24 protein-coding genes are annotated in these 23,722 nt (G+C 67.5%); 17 read left to right on the top strand and 7 right to left on the bottom strand.

What is annotated here, in order from left to right; genetic code table 11:
• Positions 1 to 2 precede the first annotated feature (2 nt).
• The 3 genes from ACSFA7_RS13890 to ACSFA7_RS13880 are packed head-to-tail and all read left to right on the top strand — an operon-like array spanning position 3 to position 1,312.
• Positions 3 to 518, top strand: coding sequence for a cupredoxin domain-containing protein (locus ACSFA7_RS13890; RefSeq protein WP_435499898.1), 516 nt, complete (start codon positions 3 to 5; stop codon positions 516 to 518).
• A 23-nt stretch (positions 519 to 541) separates the two neighbouring features.
• Positions 542 to 1,003 carry a DUF411 domain-containing protein gene (locus tag ACSFA7_RS13885; protein WP_435499897.1) on the top strand — a complete coding sequence of 154 codons (462 nt, stop codon included), beginning with the start codon at positions 542 to 544 and terminating at the stop codon, positions 1,001 to 1,003.
• A gap of 12 nt (positions 1,004 to 1,015) precedes the next feature.
• Positions 1,016 to 1,312, top strand: coding sequence for a copper-binding protein (locus ACSFA7_RS13880; RefSeq protein WP_435499896.1), 297 nt, complete (start codon positions 1,016 to 1,018; stop codon positions 1,310 to 1,312).
• Here ACSFA7_RS13880 and ACSFA7_RS13875 read toward each other — a convergent pair.
• Positions 1,305 to 2,603 (bottom strand): NAD(P)/FAD-dependent oxidoreductase, encoded by a 1,299-nt coding sequence (locus ACSFA7_RS13875; RefSeq protein WP_435499895.1) that lies wholly within the window; start codon positions 2,601 to 2,603, stop codon positions 1,305 to 1,307. The genes ACSFA7_RS13880 and ACSFA7_RS13875 overlap by 8 nt on opposite strands.
• 39 nt (positions 2,604 to 2,642) lie before the next feature.
• On the opposite strand from ACSFA7_RS13875, the gene ACSFA7_RS13870 reads away from it, so the two are divergent.
• The 3 genes from ACSFA7_RS13870 to pabB are packed head-to-tail and all read left to right on the top strand — an operon-like array spanning position 2,643 to position 6,865.
• Entirely contained in the window at positions 2,643 to 3,677 is a 1,035-nt protein-coding gene (locus tag ACSFA7_RS13870; RefSeq protein WP_435499894.1) for a P1 family peptidase, read from the top strand.
• A 28-nt stretch (positions 3,678 to 3,705) separates the two neighbouring features.
• Positions 3,706 to 5,100 (top strand): TAXI family TRAP transporter solute-binding subunit, encoded by a 1,395-nt coding sequence (locus ACSFA7_RS13865; protein ID WP_435499893.1) that lies wholly within the window; start codon positions 3,706 to 3,708, stop codon positions 5,098 to 5,100.
• Between the two features lie 4 nt (positions 5,101 to 5,104).
• Positions 5,105 to 6,865: an aminodeoxychorismate synthase component I gene (pabB, locus tag ACSFA7_RS13860; protein ID WP_435499892.1), complete on the top strand. Its 1,761-nt coding sequence runs from the start codon at positions 5,105 to 5,107 to the stop codon at positions 6,863 to 6,865.
• A 21-nt stretch (positions 6,866 to 6,886) separates the two neighbouring features.
• Here the strand turns inward: pabB and ACSFA7_RS13855 are convergent, their stop codons facing one another.
• Positions 6,887 to 7,276: a hypothetical protein gene (locus ACSFA7_RS13855; RefSeq protein ID WP_435499891.1), complete on the bottom strand. Its 390-nt coding sequence runs from the start codon at positions 7,274 to 7,276 to the stop codon at positions 6,887 to 6,889.
• A gap of 206 nt (positions 7,277 to 7,482) precedes the next feature.
• Between ACSFA7_RS13855 and ACSFA7_RS13850 the strand changes: the two genes are divergently transcribed.
• From ACSFA7_RS13850 to ACSFA7_RS13840, 3 genes are read left to right on the top strand one after another with little or no spacing between them, the layout of a single operon-like run.
• A complete protein-coding gene (locus ACSFA7_RS13850; protein ID WP_435499890.1) occupies positions 7,483 to 7,995 on the top strand; it encodes a MerR family transcriptional regulator in 513 nt (170 codons plus the stop codon).
• A complete protein-coding gene (locus ACSFA7_RS13845; protein ID WP_435499889.1) occupies positions 7,910 to 8,332 on the top strand; it encodes a carboxymuconolactone decarboxylase family protein in 423 nt (140 codons plus the stop codon). Before ACSFA7_RS13850 ends, ACSFA7_RS13845 begins: the two co-directional genes overlap by 86 nt.
• Positions 8,329 to 9,168 (top strand): virginiamycin B lyase family protein, encoded by an 840-nt coding sequence (locus tag ACSFA7_RS13840; RefSeq protein WP_435499888.1) that lies wholly within the window; start codon positions 8,329 to 8,331, stop codon positions 9,166 to 9,168. Before ACSFA7_RS13845 ends, ACSFA7_RS13840 begins: the two co-directional genes overlap by 4 nt.
• Before the next feature lie 85 nt (positions 9,169 to 9,253).
• Here ACSFA7_RS13840 and ettA read toward each other — a convergent pair whose 3' ends face one another.
• Positions 9,254 to 10,915, bottom strand: coding sequence for an energy-dependent translational throttle protein EttA (gene ettA, locus ACSFA7_RS13835; protein ID WP_434789462.1), 1,662 nt, complete (start codon positions 10,913 to 10,915; stop codon positions 9,254 to 9,256).
• Positions 10,916 to 11,204: 289 nt separating this feature from the next.
• On the opposite strand from ettA, the gene ACSFA7_RS13830 reads away from it, so the two are divergent.
• Positions 11,205 to 13,016 carry a DEAD/DEAH box helicase gene (locus ACSFA7_RS13830; RefSeq protein ID WP_435499887.1) on the top strand — a complete coding sequence of 604 codons (1,812 nt, stop codon included), beginning with the start codon at positions 11,205 to 11,207 and terminating at the stop codon, positions 13,014 to 13,016.
• 113 nt (positions 13,017 to 13,129) lie between these two features.
• Complete coding sequence (locus tag ACSFA7_RS13825) at positions 13,130 to 14,170, top strand: endonuclease/exonuclease/phosphatase family protein (protein WP_435499886.1); 1,041 nt, start codon at positions 13,130 to 13,132, stop codon at positions 14,168 to 14,170.
• Between the two features lie 18 nt (positions 14,171 to 14,188).
• On the opposite strand, the gene ACSFA7_RS13820 is transcribed toward ACSFA7_RS13825, so the two are convergent.
• A complete protein-coding gene (locus ACSFA7_RS13820) occupies positions 14,189 to 14,932 on the bottom strand; it encodes a FadR/GntR family transcriptional regulator (RefSeq protein WP_435499885.1) in 744 nt (247 codons plus the stop codon).
• A 150-nt stretch (positions 14,933 to 15,082) separates the two neighbouring features.
• Between ACSFA7_RS13820 and ACSFA7_RS13815 the strand changes: the two genes are divergently transcribed.
• From ACSFA7_RS13815 to ACSFA7_RS13795, 5 genes are all read left to right on the top strand, one after another.
• Entirely contained in the window at positions 15,083 to 16,819 is a 1,737-nt protein-coding gene (locus tag ACSFA7_RS13815; protein ID WP_435499884.1) for an IlvD/Edd family dehydratase, read from the top strand.
• A 1-nt stretch (position 16,820) separates the two neighbouring features.
• On the top strand, positions 16,821 to 17,735 hold the full coding sequence (locus ACSFA7_RS13810; RefSeq protein ID WP_435499883.1) for a 2-dehydro-3-deoxygalactonokinase: 915 nt from the start codon (positions 16,821 to 16,823) through the stop codon (positions 17,733 to 17,735).
• Entirely contained in the window at positions 17,732 to 18,373 is a 642-nt protein-coding gene (locus tag ACSFA7_RS13805) for a 2-dehydro-3-deoxy-6-phosphogalactonate aldolase (protein WP_435499882.1), read from the top strand. The genes ACSFA7_RS13810 and ACSFA7_RS13805 overlap by 4 nt, the downstream gene beginning before the upstream one ends.
• Positions 18,374 to 18,410: 37 nt before the next feature.
• The gene (locus ACSFA7_RS13800; RefSeq protein ID WP_435499881.1) at positions 18,411 to 19,148 is read left to right on the top strand and encodes an aldolase; all 738 of its coding nucleotides are present in this window, start codon (positions 18,411 to 18,413) and stop codon (positions 19,146 to 19,148) included.
• Positions 19,149 to 19,366: 218 nt separating this feature from the next.
• The gene (locus ACSFA7_RS13795) at positions 19,367 to 19,687 is read left to right on the top strand and encodes a hypothetical protein (protein WP_435499880.1); all 321 of its coding nucleotides are present in this window, start codon (positions 19,367 to 19,369) and stop codon (positions 19,685 to 19,687) included.
• A 62-nt stretch (positions 19,688 to 19,749) separates the two neighbouring features.
• Here ACSFA7_RS13795 and ACSFA7_RS13790 read toward each other — a convergent pair whose 3' ends face one another.
• From ACSFA7_RS13790 to ACSFA7_RS13780, 3 genes are all read right to left on the bottom strand, one after another.
• Positions 19,750 to 21,168 (bottom strand): MATE family efflux transporter, encoded by a 1,419-nt coding sequence (locus tag ACSFA7_RS13790; protein ID WP_435499879.1) that lies wholly within the window; start codon positions 21,166 to 21,168, stop codon positions 19,750 to 19,752.
• A 19-nt stretch (positions 21,169 to 21,187) separates the two neighbouring features.
• Positions 21,188 to 22,507 carry an MFS transporter gene (locus tag ACSFA7_RS13785; protein WP_435499878.1) on the bottom strand — a complete coding sequence of 440 codons (1,320 nt, stop codon included), beginning with the start codon at positions 22,505 to 22,507 and terminating at the stop codon, positions 21,188 to 21,190.
• A gap of 92 nt (positions 22,508 to 22,599) precedes the next feature.
• Entirely contained in the window at positions 22,600 to 23,055 is a 456-nt protein-coding gene (locus ACSFA7_RS13780; protein ID WP_435499877.1) for a MarR family winged helix-turn-helix transcriptional regulator, read from the bottom strand.
• A gap of 75 nt (positions 23,056 to 23,130) precedes the next feature.
• On the opposite strand from ACSFA7_RS13780, the gene ACSFA7_RS13775 reads away from it, so the two are divergent.
• Positions 23,131 to 23,679: a PaaI family thioesterase gene (locus tag ACSFA7_RS13775; protein ID WP_435499876.1), complete on the top strand. Its 549-nt coding sequence runs from the start codon at positions 23,131 to 23,133 to the stop codon at positions 23,677 to 23,679.
• Positions 23,680 to 23,722: the final 43 nt, after the last annotated feature.

The following is a 23,722-nucleotide window of genomic DNA, read 5'->3' as shown; positions in this document are numbered from 1 at the left end:
TCATGAACAAGACCTTCAAGTCCATCGCCCTCTGCATCGCGCTCGCCGCCGCAGCGACCGCATCGCAGGCGCACGAGAACCACACGCCGAAACCGAAGGGCGCCACCACGCTCGCCTCCGAGCAAAAGCCCTGGGGCATCGAAGGCAAGGCGAGCGCCGTGCGCCGCACCATCGACATCGCGATGGCCGACGACATGACCTTCACGCCGTCGGTCATCGAAGTGCGCGAGGGGGACACCGTCCGCCTGCGCCTGAAGAACAAGGGCAAGGAGCTGCACGAGCTCGTGCTCGGCACCGAGTCGGAGATCGCGAACCACGCGGCCATGATGAAGAAGTTTCCGAACATGGAACACGACGACCCGTGGATGGTGCACGTGCCCGCGGGCAAGACCGGCGAGATGGTCTGGACCTTCAACCGCGCCGGCGACTTCGACTTCGCGTGCCTCGTGAAAGACCACTTCGAACTCGGCATGGCCGGCCGCATCCGCGTGCTGGCCGCCGCGCCCAAGAAATCCTGAACGAACGAACCTAGGAGACCACCATGCAACGACGAACCCTCCTGAAGCGCACAGCTCCGCTGCTGACGCTCGCATCGGCCCTGCCGCTCACCGCTTTCGCCGCCGCGCCGATGGTCGAGATCTGGAAAGACCCTAACTGCGGCTGCTGCCAGGACTGGGTGAAGCACCTCAACAAGAACGGTTTTGCCACGAAGGTGCACGACGAAGGAAACGCGGCCGCACGCACCCGCCTGGGCGTGCCGGCCAAGCTGGGCTCGTGCCACACCGGCCAGATCGGCGGCTACGCCATCGAGGGCCATGTGCCCGCACGCGAAGTGCAGCGCCTCTTGAAGGAAAAGCCCAAGGCCGTCGGCCTCGCCGTGCCCGGCATGCCGGTCGGCTCGCCGGGGATGGACGGCCCGGCCTATGGGGACCAGCGCGATCCGTACGACGTGCTGCTCGTGCTGGCCGATGGCAGCACGCGTGTCTATCAAAGCTATCGCTGAAGGAACATGACCATGAAGAAACTTCTCACCGCCCTCTCCGCTGCCCTTCTCGCCGCGGCCGCCTTCGCGCAGGCCGTGTTGCCCGTCGTCGAAGGCGAGGTGCGCAAGATCGACACCGATGCGAAGAAGATCACCCTCCGACACGGCGACATCCCGAACCTCGAGATGACCGGCATGACGATGGTCTTCCGCGTGAAAGACCCCGAGCTGCTGGGCAAGGTGAAGCCCGGCGACAAGGTGCGCTTCACGGCGGACAAGGTCGATGGGGCGCTCACGGTGTTGTCGATCGAGCCAGAGCCCGCTAGCTGAACCGCCCCGGATCGAACGGCGCCAGCGGCGTCTCGGGTTCAACGCCCGCGAGCAACTGCGCCGCCAGTCGGCCCGTGCGTGCCGAGCCGCACAGGCCCACATGACCGTGGCCGAACGCGAGCACGATATCCGCGCTCGCGGCCGCGGGCCCGATGCAAGGCAGTCCGTCGGGCATGCTCGGGCGGCGGCCGAGCCAATGCTTGAAAGTCTTGGCGCCTGTTTCTGCAAGCGCGGGAAACATCGATTGCAGATGGCGATGCAGGATCTCCGCGCGGCGCCAGTCTGGCTCGGCGTCCAGCCCGCCGATCTCGACCTGGCCCGCTGCGCGCAGGCCGCCGTCCATCCAGTGCGCGATGAGCTTGCCGTCCGCCACCATCACCGGCGTGCGCGGGCCGACGATCGCGCCTTCGATCACTACGTGGTAGCCGCGCTCGGTGTCCAGTGGTACCGCGGACCCCGCGGCCGCGGCCAGCGGGCCGGAATACGCACCGGCGCAGATGGCGGCGGCATCGCAGGCGATATCGCCGTAGTTCGTACGCACCGCGCGCAACCGGCCGTTCTCGATGCGAAAACCCGTGGCGCGACCGAATATCCGCTCGGCCCCGGTCGCCACCGCATGCTGCGCCAGCGCGGCCACGTAGGCGCCCGGGTCACGGCAGTGGCCGGCCTCGGGCACGAAGATGCCGAGCGTGTAGCGCGCATTGAGGTCGGGTTCGCGGCGGCGCAGCTCGTCGGCCGACCATTCCTCCCAGTGCACGCCCACGCGTCCGCGAACGCGCCAGCCCAGCGCGTCGTCTTCGAACTCGGCGCGCGAGCGGTAGGCATGCAGCAGCCCGCGCTGCTCGATGAGCTGCGGCACGCCAGCGTCGGCTGCGAGTTGCGCATGCAGCGCGGGCGCGTCCGCCAGCAGGGTGCGCAATGCATCGGCAGTGCGCTGCACGCGCGCCTCGGTCCAGCCCGAAGCCAGGTAGCGCAGCAGCCACGGCAGCGCGCGCGGCAGGTAGCGCCAGCGCACCGCGAGCGGCCCGAGCGGATCGGCCAGCCAGCCCGGCACCTTGCGCCAAGCGCCAGGAAGCGCGGGTGGCACCACCGAGTGCGACGAAAGCCAGCCGGCGTTGCCATAGCTGGTCGCCTGCGGGCCGCCGGGGTCCTCGGGCTCCAGAAGGGTCACGCGCAGGCCCGCGCGCAATGCCTCGATGGCCGTGGCGCAGCCCACCGCGCCCGCACCGATGACCACCACGTGGCGCCTTGCATCGCCCTCGGAGGTGAAACTACTTCTTGCAACTGTCATGGCGCCTATCGTAGAGGCACGGTCCCATAATCGGCCGCCATGTCAGCCACGACTTCCACTCCCTCCTCCACACACTCCTCCGGTGCCATCACCGACGTCGCCGGCATCGAAGTCGGCCATTTCTCCGACACCCGACGCCCCACCGGCTGCACCGTCGTCATGGCGCGCAAAGGCGCGGTGGCCGGTGTCGATGTGCGCGGCGCCGCGCCCGGCACACGCGAGACCGACCTGCTCTCGCCCGGCAACCTGGTGCAGCAGGTGCATGCGGTGATGCTCGCGGGCGGCAGCGCCTGGGGCCTGGCGGCCGCGGAAGGTGCGATGCGCTGGCTCGAGGAACGCAACATCGGCATGGACGTGCGCTTCGGCACCCTGCCCATCGTGCCCGCGGCCGTGCTGTTCGACCTGCCGATGGGCGATGCGCGCATCCGCCCCGATGCCGCTGCCGGCTATGCAGCCTGCGATGCGGCATCGAACGCCGCGCCCGCCGAGGGCAATGTGGGCGCCGGCAGCGGCGCGCTGGTGGGCAAGCTCTTCGGCGTGCACCGCGCAATGAAGGGCGGCATCGGCACCGCGTCGGTCACCGTCGGCGGTGTCACCGTGGGTGCGCTGATCGCGGTCAATTCGCTGGGTGACGTGATCGACCACAACACAGCCCAGCCCGTGGCCGGTGCGCGCACCGAAGACGGCACTGCCTTGCTCGACACCCGCCGCGCCCTGCTGCGCGGCGACCTGCCCAAGCCCCTGCTCGCGGGCACCAACACCACGCTGGGCGTGGTCGCGACCGACGCGGTGCTGACCAAGGTGCAGGCCAACCGCCTCGCGAACGTAGCGCACGACGGCCTCGCGCGCGCCATCAACCCGGTGCACACGATGAGCGACGGCGACACGCTGTTCGCGCTGGCCACCGGCCGCGTGCCGCTCGAAGGCAACGCGCCGGGCATGACAGTGCTCGGCACCATGGCCGCGGAGGCCGTGGCCATTGCCACGCTGCGCGCCGTGCGTGCTGCGCAATCGGTGACGGTGGGCGACCTGCACATCCCGTCTGCAACGGACTTCGCCGCAGCGCGCCCCTGACGCACCCAACAACAAAGAAAGGACCACCATGGCGTTCCCCAGAACCCTGAAGCTGATCCTGCTGTCGATCCGCGACCTGATCGCCTCGGCCGGGCCCATCATCTTTCTCGTGATCGGCCTGCTGATCGCCGCCTACTGGTACCTGCAGCCGCAGCCGCCCAAGCATGTGACGCTGGCCACCGGCCCCACGGGCAGCGCCTATGCGGAGTTCGGCAAGCGCTATGCGGCAGCGCTCAAGGTCAACGGCATCACGGTCGAGCTGAAGCCCACCTCGGGCTCCTCGGAAAACCTGGAGCTGCTGCGCAAGGGCGGCGCCGACGTGGGCTTCGTGCGCGGCGGCAGCGCCGACCCGGTGGCCGATGAAGAGGCGGGGCTCAGTTCGCTCGGCAGCCTGTTCTTCGAGCCGATCTGGCTTTTCTATCGTGCCGACAGCGCGCTGAAGGTCGACAAGAAGACCGGCACGCTGACCTCGCTCACACAACTGCGCGGCCTGCGCGTGAACGTCGACATGCCCGGCAGCGGGCTGCCCGAGATCATGGAAAGGCTCTTCAAGGCCAACCGGATCGGGCCCGACGATGTGCTGCTGTCCAACCTCGAACAGGCCGCCGCGGCCGAGGCGCTGCAGGCAGGGCTGCTCGATGCCATCGTGCTGTCTTCCGCGCCGCAGTCGCCGCAGGTGCAGCGGCTCTTGCGCGCAGGCGACATCAAACTGATGGACTTCGGCCAGGCCGATGCGTACTCGCGGCGCTTTCCGTTCCTCTCGGCGGTGACGCTGCCGCGCGGCGTGGTCGACCTGTCGAAAGACCTGCCGCCTTCGGACGTGTCGCTGCTCGCGGCCACCACCTCGCTCTTGTCGCGCGAAGAAACGCACCCGGCGCTGCGCCAGCTGTTCGCGCAATCGGCGCAGACGGTGCACAGCGACGCGGGCTGGTTCAACCGGGCGCGCGATTTTCCGAACACGCGCACCAGCGAACTGCCGGTGAGCCCCGAAGGCGACCGCGCGATCAACGGCACGCCGCCGTTCTGGCAACGCTACCTGCCCTTCTGGGCCAGCAACCTCGTCGAGCGCATGTGGCTGGTGCTGGGCGGTTTGCTGGTGTTGATGCTGCCGCTGAGCCGCGTGATCCCGCCGCTCTACCAGTTCCGTGTGCGGCGCCGCGTGTTCCGCTGGTATGCGCGGCTGCGCGATATCGAGGGCAAGGTCGATGCCAAGACGGGCGAGCGCGACACGCTGCTCAAGGAGCTCGACGAGCTCGATCGCGTGGTCAACAAGGTGGCGGTGCCGCTGTCGTATGCGGACGAGCTCTATGCGCTGCGCAACAACATCTACGCGGTGAGGAAGCGCGTGCTGGCCGGATCTGCCAAGGGCGACGCGGCTTCGACGCAAGCGCCTGTGACGCCGAAGCCTGCGGAATCCGCCTGACGGTTTGGTCTTGCAAACGCTGATCGATTTCGCCGAGCCGCGCGGCGATGGCGCGACGCGGCTGCGCGTGGCTTTCGGTGCGCCTTCGCGCGTCCTCGTTGCGCGCTCCGCCGAAGAGGTGAAGCCGGTGCTGGAAGCCGTCGAGGCGCTGTCGCGCGAAGGTCGCTGGTGCGTGGGCTACCTGCGCTACGAGGCGGCTGCGGCCTTCGACCCGGCCTTCGCGGTGCATCCGGGCGACGGGCCGTTGGCGTGGTTCGGCGTGCATGACAACGCCGTCCCGTGGCCCGATGCAACGGCAGGCCCTGTACCCACAGTCGATTGGCAGGCCGGCCTGTCACGCGCCGGCTTCGACCGGAACATGCAGGCCATTCATCGCGCGATCGCGAACGGTGAGCTGTACCAACTCAACTACACCGCGCCACTGCGGGCCGAATTCCAGGGCGATGCGCGCGACTGGTTCATGGCCCTGCGCCACGCACAGCCCAACGGCTACGCCGCCTTCATCGACACCGGCGACGAGCAGGTGCTGTCGGTATCGCCCGAGCTCTTCTTCGACTGGCAGGGCGACCGGATACTCGCGCGTCCCATGAAAGGCACCGCCCCGCGCGGCGCGACGCCCGCCGATGACGAGGCGATGGCACAGCGGCTGCGCACCGTGCCCAAGGAGCGCGCCGAGAACGTGATGATCGTGGACCTGATCCGCAACGATCTCTCGCGCGTCGCGCAACCCTTCTCGGTGCGTGTGCCGCGGCTCTTTCACACCGAGGCGCTGCCCACCGTGTGGCAGATGACGTCCGATGTCGAGGCGAAGGTGCGCGATGGGGTTTCGCTGGTGGATATGTTCTCGGCATTGTTCCCGTGCGGCTCGATCACGGGCGCGCCCAAGGTCAGCGCGATGCGCATGATCCGCGACCTGGAGCCCGAGGCGCGCGGCGTGTACTGCGGCGCTGTCGGCGTGGTGCGGCCCGGCGGGCACGCGACCTTCAACGTGCCGATCCGCACCGTGACGCTGCGCGGCACCCAGGCGCGCTGCAGCATCGGCAGCGGCATCACCGCCGACGCGCAGACCGATGCGGAGTGGGATGAGTGGCGGCACAAACGGGCCTTTCTGGGGCAAGGGGGCGCGCCTGTATCGTCTGCTGCCATGAGTTCTTTCGAATTGCTCGAAACCCTTGCGCTGGTCGATGGCGTGCTGCGCGATGCGCCTGCGCACCTGGCGCGCATGCAGAACGCGGCTTCGCACTTCGGCTATCCGTGGAACGAGGCGCTTGTGGCGGCACGCCTTGATCGCCTGACCGAAGCGCATCCGGCAGGTACGTGGCGCGTTCGCCTCCTGCTCGATGCGCAAGGACAGCCGCGCGCAGAAGCCTTTGCCATGGACGCCCCGCCGTCACGCGTGCAACTGCAATTGGCCTCCCGCGCATTCGACGAAGCCGACAGCGAGTTCTCCCGCTTCAAGACCACGCGCCGCGCGCATTACGAGGCCTTCGCGCCCACCGCGCCCGAAGTGTTCGACACGCTGCTGTGGAACCGCCGCGGCGAGATCACCGAATGCACGCGCGGCAACATCGCGCTGCAGTTCGAGGACGGCCGCTGGGTCACGCCGCCGCTGCGCTGCGGGCTGCTGAACGGCATCGGCCGCGCGCGCCGGCTGCGCGAGGGGCAACTGGCCGAGGCCGTGGTACGGGTGGACGAGCTGCCGCGCGTGCGTGCGCTGGCCTTCGTCAACAGCCTGCGCGGCTGGCTGGATGCGGACCTGAGGTGAAGCGGCCGACGAGGGCCCGCCCTACCAGCAGCTGCCGCTCCAGTCGAACACCTTGACGTGCTGGTCCTTCTTGTCGACCCAGAAGGCCTGCAGGCAGCTCCGGCTGACCTGGCGATCACGGTACTGAGTCGACTGTTCGGGGCCACCGGGTGTCCATCGTGTGGTTGAACCGACCGGATCCCTGACGGTCGCGGTGTACTGCCCGCCCTCGTACATCATCATGGTGAAGTTCGGGTCCTGGGCACTGTCCTTGATGCTGGTGGGCTTGCCGTATTCCTTGAGCACCTCCGTGAATGGCTTGCCCACGAAGCTGTTGCCCTTGATGCCGGTGGCTGTGAGGTATTTCGCCGGACTGCAGGCGGACAACATGACCAGCGCGCCGATCACAGCCAAAAGTCGCTGTACCTTCATCGGTTGATCCTCCTTCTATGTTGACGCCGGAGCATTCTCGCAAACCGGGCGCCGCTTGAACTTGAGTGCACGCCGGCAAGCAGAATCGCTGCCATGGAACACACAGCAGCCTGCGCGGCTGGCTGGATGCGGATCTTTTCGGCCCTGAAAAATAGTTCAACAAAGCGCTTGACTTAGAGCGCGCTCTAATTTCGAGAATCAACGCCATGGAAACCAGTCTGACCATCGCGGAAGTCGCAGAGCGCACCGGCCTCACGGCCTACACGCTGCGTTACTACGAACGCATCGGCCTCATCGCCGCGGTGTCCCGTGCACCCGGCGGCCAGCGCCGCTATGCGAGCGCCGACATGGACTGGCTGGCTTTCCTGTTGCGCCTGCGCGAGACCGGCATGCCGATTCAAGGCATGCAGGCCTTCGCCGGGCTTCGAAGCCAGGGGGACGCCAGCGTCAGCGAACGGCGCGAGATGCTCGAGGAGCACCTCGCTGAGGTCCTGGCCCGGGTGAAGGCGCTGCAGCAATCCATGCGGGCGCTTTCGACCAAGATCGCGCACTACCGTGCGATCGAGGCCAAAGCCAAGCCGAAGACAAAGCGTCCTTCGTTGTCGGGCACTGCCCCGGAAAGAAAGACGAGCGATGACGAACACACAAGCCAACCAGGCCGGCAACGAGAACCTGCGCTACGAGCGCGGACTGGCCAAGCTCCAGGAAATCGACGGTGAAGGCGGCGTCAAGGTCGTCGAGAGCCTGGCCGACATCGCGCCGGACTTCGCCCGCCTCCTGATCGAGTTTCCGTTCGGCGACGTCTACTCGCGCCCCGGCCTGGACCTGCGCTCCCGCGAGATCGCAGTGGTGGCCGCGCTCACGGCCATGGGCAATGCGGTGCCGCAACTGAGAGTGCACATCCAGGGCGCGCTCAATGTGGGCGTCACCCGCACCGAGGTGATCGAAATCATCATGCAGATGGCCGTGTACGCGGGCTTTCCGGCGGCGCTCAATGGACTGGCGGCTGCGCGCGACGTGTTTGCGATGGATGCACTGCGGGGAGAGCCCGCATGAAGCACCGCAGCTTTCGCGTCAACCTGCCGCTGCTAGGCGTGGCGCTGCTTGCGACTGCGATGAACGCAGCCGCCTCGGCGCACACGTCCGCCCTGCCGACCTGGACGTTGGAGGAACGCCCCGTGCATGACAACCTCTCCTCGCCGGTCGGCATGGCCTACGACGCGGCAGGTCATCTCTATGTCGCCAACTGGTCGGCCGGGACCATCCTGCGCTTTGCGCCCGACGGCACCCGCTCGGCGTTCGCATCGGGCTTGAGCGGACCCAGCGGGCTGGCGATTGGCTCTTCCGGCGACATCTTTGTCGCCTCCTACAGCCAGAATCTGGTGTGGCGCTTCACGCCGAGCGGCAGGCAGAGCGTGTTCGTGCGAGGCCTGGCTACGCCAGCGGGGCTGAGCTTCGACCGCAAGGGTCGACTGCTGATCGCCAACCGCCAAACCGATCAGATCCTCGCGGCGCATCCCGACGGCAGGATCGAAGTCGTTGCGGAGGGATTGCAAACACCCGTCGGAGCGGTCGAGTTGCCGGGCGGCGAGCTGATGGTCAGCAACATCGCGGGTGGCGTCTCGCTGGTCGGAAGCGACGGACGTGCGCGAAGCATCCACAGCGGACTGCGCAGCCCGGGCCCGGGCATCGTCGCGGAGCGGGATGGCGCTGCCGCCTATGTGGTCGACTATGGCGGCACGACGGTCAGCCGCATCGACCGCGAAGGGCGCCGCGTTGTGGTGGCGGACGGCCTGTCCAGCCCTGTCGGACTCACCTACACGCCGGACGGAAATCTGCTTGTCGCCACCTGGGGCGCGAATGCGGCCTTCCGCCTGGTACGGCCGCGCTGACAAGCCGGCGCACCAGCCATGAAAAAAGCGCGAGGCCCCTTGCGGAGCCGCGCGCCCTGGTCGGTGCCGAAGGGCAGCCTGAGGCTTACTTGAGCGCCTTGTAGCGCATGCGCTTGGGTTTTGCGCCTTCTTCGCCCAGGCGCTTCTTCTTGTCGGCTTCGTACTCCTGGTAGTTGCCGTCGAAGAAGGTCCACTGGCTGTCGCCTTCGGCGGCCAGGATGTGGGTGGCGATACGGTCAAGGAACCAGCGGTCATGGCTGATCACCATCACCGTGCCGGCGAACTCGAGCAGCGCGTCTTCGAGCGCGCGCAGGGTTTCGACGTCCAGGTCGTTCGAGGGTTCGTCCAGCAGCAGCACGTTGCCGCCCGCGATCAGCGTCTTGGCCAGGTGCAGGCGGCCGCGTTCGCCGCCCGAGAGCGTGCCAACCTTCTTCTGCTGGTCCGCGCCGTTGAAGTTGAAGCGGCCCGCATACGCCCGGCTGGCCATCTGGAACTTGCCGACGTTGATGATGTCCAGGCCGTTGGAGATGTCTTCCCACACGGTCTTGTTGTTGGCGAGTTCGTCGCGGTGCTGGTCGACGAAGGCCATCTTGACCGTCGAGCCGATGACGACCTCGCCAGTGTCAGGCTTTTCCTTGCCCGCGAGCAGCTTGAAGAGCGTCGACTTGCCGGCGCCGTTCGGGCCGATGATGCCGACGATCGCGCCCGGCGGCACGGTGAAGCTCAGGTTGTCGATCAGCATGCGGTCGCCGAAGGACTTGCTGACGCCATGGAACTCGAACACCTGCTGGCCCAGCCGCTCGGCCACAGGAATGAAGATTTCCTGGGTTTCGTTGCGCTTCTGGTATTCCATGTCGCTCAGCTCTTCGAAGCGGGCTAGGCGCGATTTGCTCTTGGCCTGGCGTGCCTTCGGGTTCTGGCGCGACCACTCCAGTTCCTTCTTCAGTGCCTTGGCGTGGGCTTCTTCGCTCTTCTGCTCCTGCGCCAGGCGTTCGCCCTTCTGCTCGAGCCAGGTGCTGTAGTTGCCCTTCCAGGGAATGCCGCGACCGCGGTCCATTTCCAGTATCCACTCGGCCGCGTTGTCGAGGAAGTAGCGATCGTGGGTGATGGCCACCACGGTGCCCGTGAAACGCTGCAGGAACACTTCGAGCCACTCCACCGATTCGGCGTCCAAGTGGTTGGTCGGCTCGTCGAGCAGCAGCATGTCGGGCTTGGACAGCAGCAGGCGGCACAGCGCCACGCGCCGCTTTTCGCCGCCTGACAGCAGGCCGATCTTGGCGTCCCATGGCGGAAGGCGCAGCGCGTCGGCGGCGATTTCCAGTTGATGTTCGGAATCGGTGCCGGCGGTGGCAATGATGGCTTCGAGCTGGGCCTGCTCGGCCGCCAGCGCGTCGAAGTCGGCGTCTTCGGCACCGTAGGCGATGTACACCTCTTCGAGGCGCGCCTTGGCCGCAAACACCGCGCCCATGGACTCCTCGACCGATTCGCGCACCGTGTGCTCGTTGTTGAGCTTGGGTTCCTGTTCCAGATAGCCGATCGTCATGCCCGGCATGGGCAGCGCCTCGCCCTCGAATTCCTTGTCCACACCCGCCATGATCTTGAGCAGCGTGGACTTGCCCGAGCCGTTCAGGCCGAGCACGCCGATCTTGGCGCCGGGGAAGAAAGAGAGCGAAATGTCCTTCAAGAGCTGCCGCTTGGGCGGCACGGTCTTGCTGACACGGTTCATCGAATAGACGTATTGAGCCATCTGTGGATACTTACCTTGGGTAGCGGAAATTGGGGGAAAGCGCGGGCGCCAGAACAACGCATTCGGGCGCGGCAAACCACCGATTATCGACTCATGCGACAATAGCCACCGTTGCCGGGTCCAGTTGCCCGCAACACCGGCTCTCTGCCGGGGACGAAGAAGACCTTTCTCACAACAGGTTTTCCGGCTCCCACCCCTGACCTTCATCTGCCTTGACTGGCTCGGCGTCAACACTAAGACGCCAAGCGGGCCGATGCCACTGCGCCGTGTATGGCGCTTATTGTTTCCAATGAATTTTGATGAACTGAAGCTGGCTCCCGCCATCTTGAAGGCTGTGCACGAGCACGGTTACGACACCCCCACCCCCATCCAGGCACAAGCCATCCCCGCCGTTCTCGAAGGCCATGACCTGCTCGGCGGCGCCCAGACCGGCACCGGCAAGACGGCCGCCTTCACGCTGCCCATGCTGCACAAGCTCACCATGAGCCGCAGCGCCACCAACAAGTTCGGCGGCGTCGGCATCCGCGCCCTCGTGCTGACCCCCACCCGCGAACTCGCGGCCCAGGTCGAAGAGTCCGTGCGTACCTACGGCAAGTACCTGCAGCTCGACTCGACCGTGATCTTCGGCGGTGTCGGCATGAACCCGCAGATCAGCAAGCTCAAGAAGGGCGTCGACATCCTCGTGGCCACCCCCGGCCGCCTGCTCGACCTGCAGCAGCAGGGCATGCTCGATCTGAGCCAGGTCCAGATGCTGATCCTGGACGAAGCCGACCGCATGCTGGACATGGGCTTCATCCACGACGTGAAGAAGATCCTGGCCCTGGTGCCCAAGGAAAAGCAGAGCCTGCTGTTCTCGGCCACCTTCAGCGACGAAATCCGCGACCTGGCCGCCACGCTGCTCAAGAACCCGCAGAGCATCCAGGTCACGCCGCGCAACACCACGGTGCAGCGCATCACCCAGGTGATCCACCCCGTGGGCCGCGGCAAGAAGAAGGCGCTGCTCGCGCACATCATCAACGAGAACAAGTGGAGCCAGGTGCTCGTGTTCACGCGCACCAAGTTCGGCGCCAACAGCGTGGCCGAGTTCCTCACCAAGAACGGCATCGAGGCGATGGCGCTGCACGGCAACAAGAGCCAGAGCGCCCGCACGCAGGCGCTGGCCGGCTTCAAGAGCGGCGATATTCGCGCGCTGGTGGCCACCGACATCGCCGCTCGCGGCATCGACATCGACGAGCTGCCGCACGTCGTGAACTACGAAATCCCGAACGTCAGCGAAGACTACGTCCACCGCATCGGCCGCACCGGCCGCGCCGGTTCGAGCGGCGAGGCCGTGAGCTTCGTGTGCCTGGACGAAGAAGGCTTCATGCAGGAAATCGAACGCTTCACCAAGCAGACGATTCCGGTGCAGATCGTCGAGGGCTATGGCCCTGAAGACGGCGAACGCGCCGAGCCAATCGCCATGGGTCGCCAGACGATCTGGGGCGGTGCCGGCCGTCCGCCGAGCCGTGACGTGATGCAGGCGGCCGCCAAGGCTGCACGCACCGAGATGCTGTCGCGCATCCGCGAGAACAAGGCCGGCCAGGGCGGCGGTGAGCGCGCTGGTGGTGGTGGCGGCGGCGGTCAACGCCGTGGAGGCCAAGGTGGTGGCGGCGGTGGTGGCCAAGGTCGCAACGCCAATGGCGGCGGTCAAGGCCAGGGTCCGCGCGGCCAGGGTGCACGTCCGGCGCAAGGCCGTGGCCCGCAAGGTCCGGCACGCACGCCGCACCATGCGCCGCAGCATCAACAACAGAATCATCTGCCGCACGACGAGCGCCAACCGCGCCATCACGGCAACAGCCACAGCCCGACGCAAGCCAACCAGGTCGCGCACCTGCGCGCCGAAGCGGTCGCGGGTGGTGACGGCCAGCCGGACCCGTTGCGCACGAGCGTCGACCACATGGGCGGCGGACGCGGTCGCGGCCGCCCGGGCGGCGGTGGTGGCGGCTACGGCGGCAATCGCTCGGGCGGCGGTGGCCGTTCGGGTGGCGGCGGCGGTGGTTACGGCGGTGGCGGTGGCAACCGTTCCGGTGGTGGCGGCGGTGGCCGCTCGTTCGGTCGCTGACAAAGGCTGCGGACGAGGCAACCTGTCCGCTCCCCAATGAAAAGGGCACTTCGGTGCCCTTTTCTTTTGGGCGCCTTTTTCTTGTTTTGCTGGCAAGACACAATCGTCAAGCCATGCAATACATCCCACCCAACTACGCCACCCTCTTCGTAGCCACCTGCAACCTGCTCAACCTCGCGAACCCCAACCGGGTGTACTACGAGAACCAGGACGCCTACAACGAGCGCGAGTACGAGCGGAAGATCGACTGGATCGGCGAGCGCTTCCATGCGCTCAATGCCGATGTGCTGGCGGTGCAGGAGGTGTGGGACGAAGCGGCGTTGAAGGCCGCCATCGCACGCAGCGGCTTGCGCTACGACTTCGTTTCGGTGCCGGGCGCCGAGAACACGCCCCCGCCCGGAAACCCACCGGGCACGCCGCCCAGAACGGGCGCGCAGGGCACCCCGCGCGTGGGCATCGCGACGCGGCTGCAGGTGGACAACGTCCAGTCCTTCATCGACTTCCCGCCGGGCTTCGGCGTGGACGTGCCGGGCCTCGGCCCGCACACACGCTTCGAGCGCCCGCTCCTCCTGGCCACGCTGCGCATGAAGCACGGCCAGCAGGTGCACGTGCTGACGGTGCACCTCAAGTCCAAGCGCCCCAAGTTCCTGCAGGACGCGCAAGGCAACCACCTGGAGGACCGCGACGACCGCAAGGTGGGCGTGATGGCGTCGCTGCGTTCGCTCCTGATGCGCGGCGCCGAGGCCGCGGCCCTGCGCTGCATCGTCATCGACCTGCTGCAGGGCACGAACACGCCGCTCGTGGTGATGGGTGACTTCAACGACAACCCGCACAGCGTGACCACGCAGCTCGTGGCCGCCACCTCCGAGGTGGCCTACGACAAGGCCGCGCGCGACGTGGCGCTGTTCAATGCCTACGAGATGCAGGGCGAGTCGGCGCTGAAGAAGGACGTGGCCTATTCGCACATCCACCAGGGTTTTCCGGACGTGCTCGACCAGATCCTGGTAAGCGAGGAATTCATCGCGAGCAGCCGGCACAGCCTGGGCGATGTGCGGCGCGTCGACTACTTCAACGACCACCTGCACGAAGGGCGCGACCGCTCGCGTTCGGACCACGGCTTCGTGCGCGCACTGCTGCGGCTGCGCACGGCCTGATCCCCAAGTACCGACTGCTCAGCCGGCCCTGAGCTTCGGAGGTGGTCGGCTGAGCTTCGGCAGGCGGCGGCGCGAGGCAAGCACGTCCTCGATGTCCTGCCGCGCGCCGTCGATCAGGCGGATGACCGCGCGCTCGGCTTTGTCGGGGTCGCGCGCGATCACCGCGTCGAGCACCGCGCGGTGCAGCGGCAGCGAGCGCGCAGGGCCATCGGGCTTGGCGGCCGAAATCTCGAAGCTGGTGCGCAGCAGCGCGTTGAGCGCCTTGCTCATCTGCGCCAGCATGCGATTGCCCGCGGCACCCAGCAGGCCGTTGTGAAAGCGCAGGTCGAAGGTGATGTAGTCGCCGCCGTGCTCGACGGCTTCCTTCATGCCGGCGAAGGCGCTTTCTATTTCCTCGATGTCCTTCGCATCGGCCCGTTCGGCGGCAAGCCGCACGGCCGCGGGCTCCACCACGCGCCGCAAGTCCTGCAGGTCGCGCAGGAACCCGGGCGTGAGGCCGGCGCGCGACTGCCAGGTGATGACGTCGGGATCGAACCAGTTCCAGCTGTCCTGCGGCAGCACGCGCGTGCCGACCTTGGGGCCGGTGACGACCAGGCCCTTGGCCGCGAGCGACTTGATCGCCTCGCGCACCACGGTGCGGCTCACGCCGAGCTCCTCACCAAGAATCGGCTCGGGCGGTATCGACGCGCCAACGGCGTAGCGGCCAGCCGCGATGGCTTCGCCGAGCAGTTCGAGCGTGCGCCCGTGGATGTTCTTGATCATGCGTGCGATGTGAAATTTGCAATCCCTGCGGCCGAAAACATCAAGGCTCCGGTTCGCTCATCAGGCCTATCATATGATGATTGAAAAGCCATCCGGCAGGGCAAACCCTCAAGGTTCTGCACCCAAACCGGCAATCGACAGAGACAAGCGATGAACACTCCCCCCAAGAAAAAACCCAGCGAACTGCGCAGCCAGCAATGGTTCGGCCGCCATGACCGCGACGGCTTCATCTACCGCAGCTGGATGAAAGGCAAAGGCGTGCCGCACGACCAGTTCGACGGCCGCCCGGTCATCGGCATCTGCAACACCTTCAGCGAACTCACACCCTGCAATTCGCATTTCCGCACGCTCGCCGAGCAGGTGAAGATCGGCGTGTACGAAGCGGGCGGCTTCCCGCTCGAGTTCCCGGTGATGTCGCTCGGCGAAACGCTCCTGCGCCCCACCGCCATGCTGTACCGCAACCTCGCGAGCATGGACGTGGAAGAAAGCATTCGCGGCAACCCGCTCGATGGCGTGGTGCTGCTCATGGGCTGCGACAAGACCACGCCCGCGCTGATGATGGGCGCGGCCAGCGTGGACCTGCCGACCATCGGCGTCTCGGGCGGCCCGATGCTTTCGGGCAAGTGGCGCGGGCAGGAGCTGGGCTCGGGCACCGGCGTATGGCAGATGAGCGAGCAGGTGCGCGCCGGCACGCTCAAGCTGCAGGACTTCTTCGAGGCCGAGAGCTGCATGCATCGCAGCCACGGCCACTGCATGACGATGGGCACGGCGAGCACCATGGCCTGCATGGTCGAGGCGCTGGGCATCGGGCTGCCGGGCAATGCGGCCTACCCCGCCGTCGACGGGCGGCGCAATGTGCTCGCGCGGCAGGCGGGCCGGCGCATCGTGGACATGGTGCATGAGGACATGAACATGTCGAAGATCCTCACGCGCGAGGCGATCAAGAACGCGATCAAGGTGAACGCGGCCGTGGGCGGCTCGACCAACCTCGTGATCCACCTCCTGGCCATTGCGGGCCGCATCGGCGTGGACCTCACGCTCGACGATTTCGACCGCCTCGCCTCCGAGCTGCCCTGCCTCGTGAACCTGCAGCCCTCGGGCCAGTTCCTGATGGAAGACTTCTGCTACGCGGGCGGCCTGCCGGTGGTCATCAAGGAGATCGCCCAGCACCTGCACAAGGACATCCTCACCGTCACCGGCCAGAGCCTCTGGGACAACGTGAAGGACGCCGAGAACTACGGGCCCCAGGTCATCCGCCCGCTGGCCGAGCCCTTCAAGGACAAGGCCGGCATCTGCGTGCTGCGCGGCAACCTCGCACCCAACGGCGCGATCATCAAGCCGAGCGCGGCCACGCCCGAGCTGCTGGTGCACAAGGGCCGCGCGGTGGTGTTCGAAAGCGCCGACGACCTGCACAAGCGCATCGACGACGAAGACCTGGACATCGACGAGCACTGCATCATGGTGCTCAAGAACTGCGGTCCCAAGGGCTACCCCGGCATGGCCGAGGCCGGCAACATGCCGCTGCCGCCGAAGGTATTGCGCCGCGGCATCACCGACATGGTCCGCATCAGCGATGCGCGCATGAGCGGCACGGCCTACGGCACGGTGGTGCTGCACACGGCGCCCGAAGCGGCTGCGGGCGGTCCGCTCGCGCTGGTGCAGGACGGCGACATCGTCGAGCTCGATGTGCCCAACCGCAAGCTGCATCTGCACGTAAGCGACGAAGAGCTGGCGAAGCGCCGCGAGAAATGGGTCGCACCGGAGGCACCGCTCGACTCGGGCTACTGGAAGCTCTACGTCGATACGGTGCTGCAGGCCGACCAGGGCGCGGACCTCGCGTTCCTGCGCGGCCGGCGCGGGGCTTTCGTCCCGCGCGACAATCACTGAGATGACAAGACTGGTAGCAATCGACTGGGGCACAAGTTCGCTGCGCGGCGCCCTGCTGGACGCCGACGGCAAGGTACTCGAAGAGCGCAGCGACGTGCGCGGCATCCTCAAGGTGCCCGAAGGCGGATTCCCCGCCGTCTTCGAAGCGCTGTTCGGCGACTGGATGCGCCTCGAAGGCGCCCAGTGCCTCATCTCCGGCATGGCCGGCAGCAAGCAGGGCTGGGTCGAGGCGCCGTACTGCGCCTGCCCCGCGGGCCGCGTCGAGGTGGGCCGCAAGATCATCCGCATCGACGCCATCCCCGGTGCGCGCATCGCCATCGTGCCGGGCCTCAGTGACGAGCACGACGGTGTGCCCGATGTCATGCGCGGCGAAGAGGTGCAGATCTTCGGCGCCATGGCGCTCACCAGCGCGAGCGAAGGTCTCTTCGTGCTGCCCGGCACCCACAACAAGTGGGCCACCGTCCGGAAGGGCCGCGTCGCGGGTTTTCGCACCTGCATGACGGGCGAGTTCTACGCGCTCCTGAGCCAGCATTCGATCCTCGCGCGCACGCTCGATGCCGCCGCGCCGCTCGACGAAGCGGCGTTCCTGCAGGGCGTGACCCAATCCGAGAACGGCCACGGCCTGCTGCATAACGCCTTCGGCGCGCGCACGCTCGCGCTGTTCGAGCGCATGCCGAAGGAGGAGCTGTCGAGCTACCTCTCAGGTCTTCTCATCGGCGAAGAGCTGCGCACCCAGTCGCTGCAGGCCGTCGGCGAGGTCGTGCTGATCGGCTCGCCCGTGCTCACCGAGCGCTACACCCTGGCCCTGCGCGCCGCCGGCGTTGCCACGCGCACGCTCGGTGCCGAGGCCACCTGGGCCGGACTGCATGCGCTGTCCGGTTTTCTCACAGCAGACAGCAACCCGATCCAGCCATGACCACCCCCCTCGAAAAATTCAACGCCGCGGTGCGCGACCTGCCGCTCGTGGCCATCCTTCGCGGCCTCACGCCCGCCGAGGCCGCGGATGTCGGCGATGCCATCGTCGAGCCCGGCTTCCGGCTGCTCGAAGTGCCGCTCAATTCGCCGCAGCCCCTGGACAGCATCGCGCTCATGCGCAAGCGTTTTCCAGAGGCGCTGGTCGGCGCGGGCACCGTGCTCGATGCGCAGCAGGTGCGCGATGTGCATGCGGCCGGCGGCGAGCTGATCGTCTCGCCCAACTTCAACGCCGCGGTCATCGCCGAGGCCGTGAAGCTGGGCATGGTGTGCCTCCCCGGCGTGATGACGCCGACCGAGGCCTTCGGCGCGCTCGCGGCCGGCGCCACGGGGCTCAAGCTCTTCCCCGCCGAACTGGCCTCGCCCGCGGTGGTGAAGGCGCTGCTCGCGGTCCTCCCGGCCGGCACGCCGGTGATGCCCGTGGGTGGCATCACGCCCCTGAACATGAGTGAATGGCGCGCGGCAGGCGCTGCCGGCTTCGGCATCGGCTCTGCGCTCTACAAGCCGGGCAAGCAGGCCCCGGCCGTGCGCGACGATGCGAAGAAATTCATCGCGGCCTGGACGGGCACCACGCACGCCTGATCCGGTGTCAGTCCACAAGAAAAACGAAGGAGACACGATGTCCGCAGATTCAGCCTACGCCAGCCCCGCCGTCCGCAAGCTGCGCGAAGACCTCGCGCTGGCCCTGCGCGCCGCCGCCCACCATGGGTTGTCGGAAGGCGTCTGCAATCACTTCAGCGTGATGCTGCCGGGCGCGCAAGACCGCTACCTCATCAACCCGCGCGGCCTGCACTGGAGCGAGATCGGTCCCGACGACATCGTGCTGATCGACGTGCACGGCGAAGTGCTCGCAGGCCGCCACCGGGTGGAGCCCACCGCCCTCTTCATCCACGGCGCGGTGCACCGGCTCACCGGGCATGCGGTCGTGCTGCACTGCCACATGCCGTACGCCACCGCGCTCACGCTCACGATCGACCGCGCACTCGATCCGACCGCGAGCCAGAACGCGATGCGCTACATGAACCGCATCGCGATCGACGCGGTCTACAACGGCCTCGCCCTCGACGATGCCGAGGGCGAGCGCATCGCCCGCGCGATGGCCGGCAAGGATGTGGCTTTCCTCGCGAACCACGGCGTGATCGTCGCGGGCGCCACCATCGCGCATGCCTACGACGATCTGTACTACCTCGAACGGGCATGCCTGCACCAGGTGATCGCGCAGTCGACGGGGCGGCCCCTCGCGCCCGCCGATGCGAAGCTGGCCGCGCATGTGGCGGCGCAGATCCAGGGCGAGCGCGAGCAATCGGACCTGTTCTTCGACGCGCTGCGCCGCTTGCTGCCCGTCCCGCGCGCCTGAGCGCACGCGGACATGCACACGGCCTCTCGGCCTACAACCAACGGCACACCCGCGACAGCGCCCGACGGGCGCACCACGCATTAGCATCGTGGCATGCCTACCCGACGTCACACGTCTACGGGCTGCTTACAGCTCTTCATCCGATTTCGCCTCAGCCTTACACAAGGTTCACACAAGGCAACGACGATGAGGCTTCCAACCACTCCACTGGAGTTGCCATGAAAAAGCTCACTTTCGCATTCGCCGCCGCCGCCCTCGTGTCGCTGGCTGCACTCAGCGCACCGGCGCAAGCCCAGACCGGTGGCCGCTTCATCCAGGCCCAGGTGTACGTGGTGCCCGCACCGCCGCCGCACCGCCGCTACTACGCGCCGCCGCCTCCGCCGCGCCACTATCACCCCGGCTATTACCGCGATGGTCGTCACTACGACCATGGCCGCCGCTGGGACGACCGCCGCCACTACGGTGGCCGCCGGGACAACGACCGCGACGGCGTGCCCAATCGCTACGACCGCCGGCCGAACAACCCCTACCGCTATTGATCGACAAGAACGAAAAAACCCGGGCCGATCGCCCGGGTTTTTTTATCTGCGGCGTTGCCCGGTCAGGCCTGTGCAACCCGCCGCAGCAGGCCCGTCGGCGTGCGCGGCCAGCCCACGCGCCCGAACCATGCGCCGCCCGCGATCGCCGACGCGATCACGATGCCGTACACCACCAGCGCCACGCCCTGCGCCGCGAACACGCCGGTGAGCCCGCCGCCCCAGCGCAGCGCGAGCCAGCCGCCCGTGCCCGCCACCGCGAGCCGCGCGATGTTGCCGAGCACCGGCCACAGCAGGCGGCCTGCGCCCTGCGAGGCGAAGTACAGAACGAGCCCCACGCCGAACAAGCCGTAGAACGGACCCACCACGCGCAGGTAGTGCGCACCGGTCTCGAGCATCGCCGGGTCGTTGCCGAACAGCAGCAGCCAGGGCCGCGGGAACAGCGCGGCCGCGAGGCCGATGGTTTCGGTGAGCGCGAAGGCCAGCGCCGCGCCGGCCCAGGTGGCGCGCAGCGCGCGTTCGCGCTGCCCCGCGCCCATGCAGGTGCCGACCATCGCGACCAGCGGCGCGCCGAGGCCGAACACCAGCGGCACCAGCAGGTACTCGAGCCGCGACGCTGTGCCATAGCCGGCCAGCGCGCCCGAGCCGAAGTGGCCGGTGAGTGCGGTCGCGATACCGATCGACAGATTGGTCGCCACCGTCGACACCGCACCCACGAGCCCGATACGCAGGATGTCGCGGAACATCGGCCACTGTAGTTTCAGCGCCGACAGCGTCGGCTTGAGCAGGCTGCGCGGCGAGCGCAGATAAATGATCAGCGCGATGGAGCCCAGCAGGTAATACAGCAGCAGCGCCATCGCGCCGCCCGCAATGCCCATGCCCGGAATCGGCCCCCAGCCGAAGATGAGAAGCGGCGACGCCGGAATGAGGAACACCACGCCCACCACCGTCACGTTGGCCGGCACCGCCATGTTGCCGGTGCCGCGGATGATGGCCGAGAGCGAGTTGAAGAGCCACACCAGCACCGCGCCTGCGAACACCCAGTTCGAGTACGTCAGCGCGGCATCGAGCGAGGCGCCCGCGCCGCCCATGATTCCGTAGAGCCAGCGTCCGCCGGCCAGGAGCGCCAGCGAAAAGAACAGGCCGAAGCCGAGCGCGATGACCACCGCATGCCACACCAGCGCATCGGCGTTGTCGCGGCGGCGCGCACCGAGTGCACGGGCGATCGACGAGGCAATGCCGCCGCCCATCGCGCCGCTGGAGGTCATCTGCATCAGCATCACGATCGGGAACACGAGCGCCATGCCGGCGAGCGCATCGGTGCCGAGCTTGCCGACGAAGTAGGTCTCGATGAGCCCGACAGAGGCCTGCGCCACCATCACGAGCACGTTGGGGGCTGCGAGGCGCAACAACGTGGGGACGATGGGCGCCTCGAGCAGCAGGCGGGTGCGCGGGTCGAGTTCGGTGTTGGTAGAGGTGGTCATGGCTGCGGCGTTCCGGTCATCAGGCGCGTGCGCTTGCCGCGGCGGGCGTCACCGGCGTGCCGGCCTTCGCGGCCGGACGGCGAATCATCATCACGATCACCGCCGCGACGAGGCAGGCGGCTCCGGCGGCGTACAGCGCGGGCGTGTAGGTCAGCAGCAGCGTGCGCGCAAAGCCCGCGCCGTACGCGGCCGTGGCGGCGCCCAGCTGGTGCGCGGCAAAGATCCAGCCGAACACGAGGCCCACCTTGGCAGGACCGAAGGTCGCGCCCGCGAGCTTGACAGTCGGCGGCACGGTGGCGATCCAGTCGAGGCCGTAGAACATCGCGAAGAGGCCCAGGCCATAGATCGTGAATTCCGAATGCGGCAGCCAGAAGAGCGACAACCCACGCAGGCCGTAGTACCAGAAGAGCAGCTTGCGGTTGTCGTAGCGGTCCGAAAGCCAGCCCGAGAGGATGGTGCCCACGAAGTCGAAGGCGCCCATCATCGCGAGCACCGAGGCCGCGGGCACGGCACCCATGCCGTTGTCGCCGCACAGCGAGATGAAGTGCGTCTGCACGAGGCCATTGGTGCTGAGGCCGCAGATGAAGAAGGTGCCGGCCAGGATCAGGAAGGTGCGGTTGGTCGCGACCTCCTTCAGCACGCGGAACGGCGTGGCGAAGTTCATCATCGCCGCAGGCGCGGCCGGTGCGGCTGGTTGGGTCCCGGGCTTTTCGCCGTAAGGCAGCAGCCCGACGTCGGACGGCCGGTTGCGCACGAGGCACAGCGCGAGCACGCCGATCAGCACGCTACCGATCACGATCGGCACGATGGCCGAGCGCCAGCCCCAGTGCTCGATCATCCAGGCCGCGAACGGCAGGAAGGCCAGTTGCCCCGTCGCCGAACTCGCCGTGAGCATGCCGATGACCAGGCCGCGGCGCGCGACAAACCAGCGGTTGGCCACCACGGCGCCGAGCACCAGCGCGGTCATGCCGGTGCCCAGGCCCAGCATCAGGCTCCAGAGCACGAAGAGCTGCCACAGCTGCGAGGCCATGGTGACCAGCGCCATGCCCAGGCCGACCAGCGCGAGGCCGGTGCAGATCACCGCGCGCAGGCCGTAGCGTTCCATCAGCACCGCGGCGAACGGCCCCATCAGGCCGAACAGCGCGAAGCGCAGCGCGAGCGCCGACGAGATCTGCTCGGTGCTCCAGCCGAACTCCTTGCCCAGCGGCTGCAGCATCGCGCCCGGCAGGCCGAGCGCGGCCGACATCGTCAGCATGGTCAGGAAGGTGATGGCGGCGACGATCCATCCGTAGTGGATGCCGCGGCGCTGCAGCCATGCGGAAACTTGGGTGGCGAACATGGGGCCTCTGCTGTTGGAGTGGAATGTGGAGGAGGAAAAGAAACCCGGCCCGTGCTGCTGTCAGCGCGGCTGTGTGATGTGAGTGGTGTGCCTCAGTCCTGCGGCTCTGCGGCGTCGTCGGCGCCCAGCAGTTCGAGCGACTCGTCGATGAGTTGGTGCAGCGCCAGCACGCGCTCCACGCCCAGGAGCGCATTGAGCTTTTGCTGCGCGGTCTTCCAGTGGTGCTGCGCTTCGCGCCACTTGGCCTCGCCCTCGGGCGTGAGCGCCACGAGGAGGCTGCGCGCATCGGCGCCGGCGCTTTGCGCAATCCAGCCCGCGGCGATCAGCGGCTGCAGGTTGCGGCTCAATGTGGAAGCGGTCATCTTGAGCTCGCCCGCAAGATCGACCGGGCGGGAGGAACCCAGCCGCTTGAGGTGCGAGAGCAGCGAGTACTGCGTGGTCTTGAGACCGCTCTTCGACACCTCGGTGTCGTAATGCGTCGACAAACGACGCATGAGCTGTCGTACTTTGAAACTGGTGCAGCCGCGCGGCTTGGTCTGGATGTCCATGGGCGATGATTGTAGGCGCAACTGTTGCATATACAATTGACGACCTCATTCAAAGCCCCCAGGAGCAGTACAGGCATGACGCAACCCACCAGCCAGCTCGAAGCATGGATCGCCGAGGAACGCGCGATCACCGACCGCCTCGAGGGGGGCCCCGGCCCCGGACTCGCCCGCCCCGAGCAGATCGCCGGCAAGACCGGGCTCGAAGTCATGCAGGCGATGCTGAACGGCGAGATTCCCTATGCGGCCATCGCCAAGACGCTCGACTTCACGATCGTGTCGGTCAGCAAGGGCGTCGCCGTGTTCCAGGGCACGCCGCTCGCGCAGCACCTGAACCCGCTGGGCACCATCCATGGCGGCTGGGTCGCCACGATGCTGGATTCGGCCCTGGGCTGTTCGGTCCACACGATGATGCCGGCCGGCCGCGCCTACACGACCGCCGAGCTGAGCGTGAACTACGTGAAGGGCCTCACGCCCAAGGTGCAGCGGGTGCGCGCCGAAGGCAAGGTGATCCACTGCGGGCGGCAGCTTGCGACGGCAGAGGCGCGGCTCGTCGGGGCCGACGGGACGTTGTATGCGCATGCGACGACGACGTGCCTGGTGTTCGAGGTGCCGGCGGGGCGGTGAAGATTTGCGTACTCAGCACTCGTCAACCCTGATAGTCGACAAG

Source organism: Variovorax trehalosi, from assembly GCF_051216415.1.
Taxonomy (GTDB): domain Bacteria; phylum Pseudomonadota; class Gammaproteobacteria; order Burkholderiales; family Burkholderiaceae_C; genus Variovorax.
Note: the sequence above shows the minus strand (reverse complement) of the source record. Positions and strands in the feature narration are given on the sequence as shown.

What these genes read in the sequence shown, in the direction of transcription:
- ACSFA7_RS13890 (WP_435499898.1), top strand. Translation starts at nt 3, where the DNA reads ATGAACAAGACCTTCAAGTCCATCGCCCTCTGCATCGCGCTCGCCGCC.
- ACSFA7_RS13885 (WP_435499897.1), top strand. Translation starts at nt 542, where the DNA reads ATGCAACGACGAACCCTCCTGAAGCGCACAGCTCCGCTGCTGACGCTC.
- ACSFA7_RS13880 (WP_435499896.1), top strand. Translation starts at nt 1,016, where the DNA reads ATGAAGAAACTTCTCACCGCCCTCTCCGCTGCCCTTCTCGCCGCGGCC.
- ACSFA7_RS13875 (WP_435499895.1), bottom strand. Translation starts at nt 2,603, where the DNA reads ATGACAGTTGCAAGAAGTAGTTTCACCTCCGAGGGCGATGCAAGGCGC.
- ACSFA7_RS13870 (WP_435499894.1), top strand. Translation starts at nt 2,643, where the DNA reads ATGTCAGCCACGACTTCCACTCCCTCCTCCACACACTCCTCCGGTGCC.
- ACSFA7_RS13865 (WP_435499893.1), top strand. Translation starts at nt 3,706, where the DNA reads ATGGCGTTCCCCAGAACCCTGAAGCTGATCCTGCTGTCGATCCGCGAC.
- ACSFA7_RS13855 (WP_435499891.1), bottom strand. Translation starts at nt 7,276, where the DNA reads ATGAAGGTACAGCGACTTTTGGCTGTGATCGGCGCGCTGGTCATGTTG.
- ACSFA7_RS13850 (WP_435499890.1), top strand. Translation starts at nt 7,483, where the DNA reads ATGGAAACCAGTCTGACCATCGCGGAAGTCGCAGAGCGCACCGGCCTC.
- ACSFA7_RS13845 (WP_435499889.1), top strand. Translation starts at nt 7,910, where the DNA reads ATGACGAACACACAAGCCAACCAGGCCGGCAACGAGAACCTGCGCTAC.
- ACSFA7_RS13840 (WP_435499888.1), top strand. Translation starts at nt 8,329, where the DNA reads ATGAAGCACCGCAGCTTTCGCGTCAACCTGCCGCTGCTAGGCGTGGCG.
- ettA (WP_434789462.1), bottom strand. Translation starts at nt 10,915, where the DNA reads ATGGCTCAATACGTCTATTCGATGAACCGTGTCAGCAAGACCGTGCCG.
- ACSFA7_RS13830 (WP_435499887.1), top strand. Translation starts at nt 11,205, where the DNA reads ATGAATTTTGATGAACTGAAGCTGGCTCCCGCCATCTTGAAGGCTGTG.
- ACSFA7_RS13825 (WP_435499886.1), top strand. Translation starts at nt 13,130, where the DNA reads ATGCAATACATCCCACCCAACTACGCCACCCTCTTCGTAGCCACCTGC.
- ACSFA7_RS13820 (WP_435499885.1), bottom strand. Translation starts at nt 14,932, where the DNA reads ATGATCAAGAACATCCACGGGCGCACGCTCGAACTGCTCGGCGAAGCC.
- ACSFA7_RS13815 (WP_435499884.1), top strand. Translation starts at nt 15,083, where the DNA reads ATGAACACTCCCCCCAAGAAAAAACCCAGCGAACTGCGCAGCCAGCAA.
- ACSFA7_RS13810 (WP_435499883.1), top strand. Translation starts at nt 16,821, where the DNA reads ATGACAAGACTGGTAGCAATCGACTGGGGCACAAGTTCGCTGCGCGGC.
- ACSFA7_RS13805 (WP_435499882.1), top strand. Translation starts at nt 17,732, where the DNA reads ATGACCACCCCCCTCGAAAAATTCAACGCCGCGGTGCGCGACCTGCCG.
- ACSFA7_RS13800 (WP_435499881.1), top strand. Translation starts at nt 18,411, where the DNA reads ATGTCCGCAGATTCAGCCTACGCCAGCCCCGCCGTCCGCAAGCTGCGC.
- ACSFA7_RS13795 (WP_435499880.1), top strand. Translation starts at nt 19,367, where the DNA reads ATGAAAAAGCTCACTTTCGCATTCGCCGCCGCCGCCCTCGTGTCGCTG.
- ACSFA7_RS13790 (WP_435499879.1), bottom strand. Translation starts at nt 21,168, where the DNA reads ATGACCACCTCTACCAACACCGAACTCGACCCGCGCACCCGCCTGCTG.
- ACSFA7_RS13785 (WP_435499878.1), bottom strand. Translation starts at nt 22,507, where the DNA reads ATGTTCGCCACCCAAGTTTCCGCATGGCTGCAGCGCCGCGGCATCCAC.
- ACSFA7_RS13780 (WP_435499877.1), bottom strand. Translation starts at nt 23,055, where the DNA reads ATGGACATCCAGACCAAGCCGCGCGGCTGCACCAGTTTCAAAGTACGA.
- ACSFA7_RS13775 (WP_435499876.1), top strand. Translation starts at nt 23,131, where the DNA reads ATGACGCAACCCACCAGCCAGCTCGAAGCATGGATCGCCGAGGAACGC.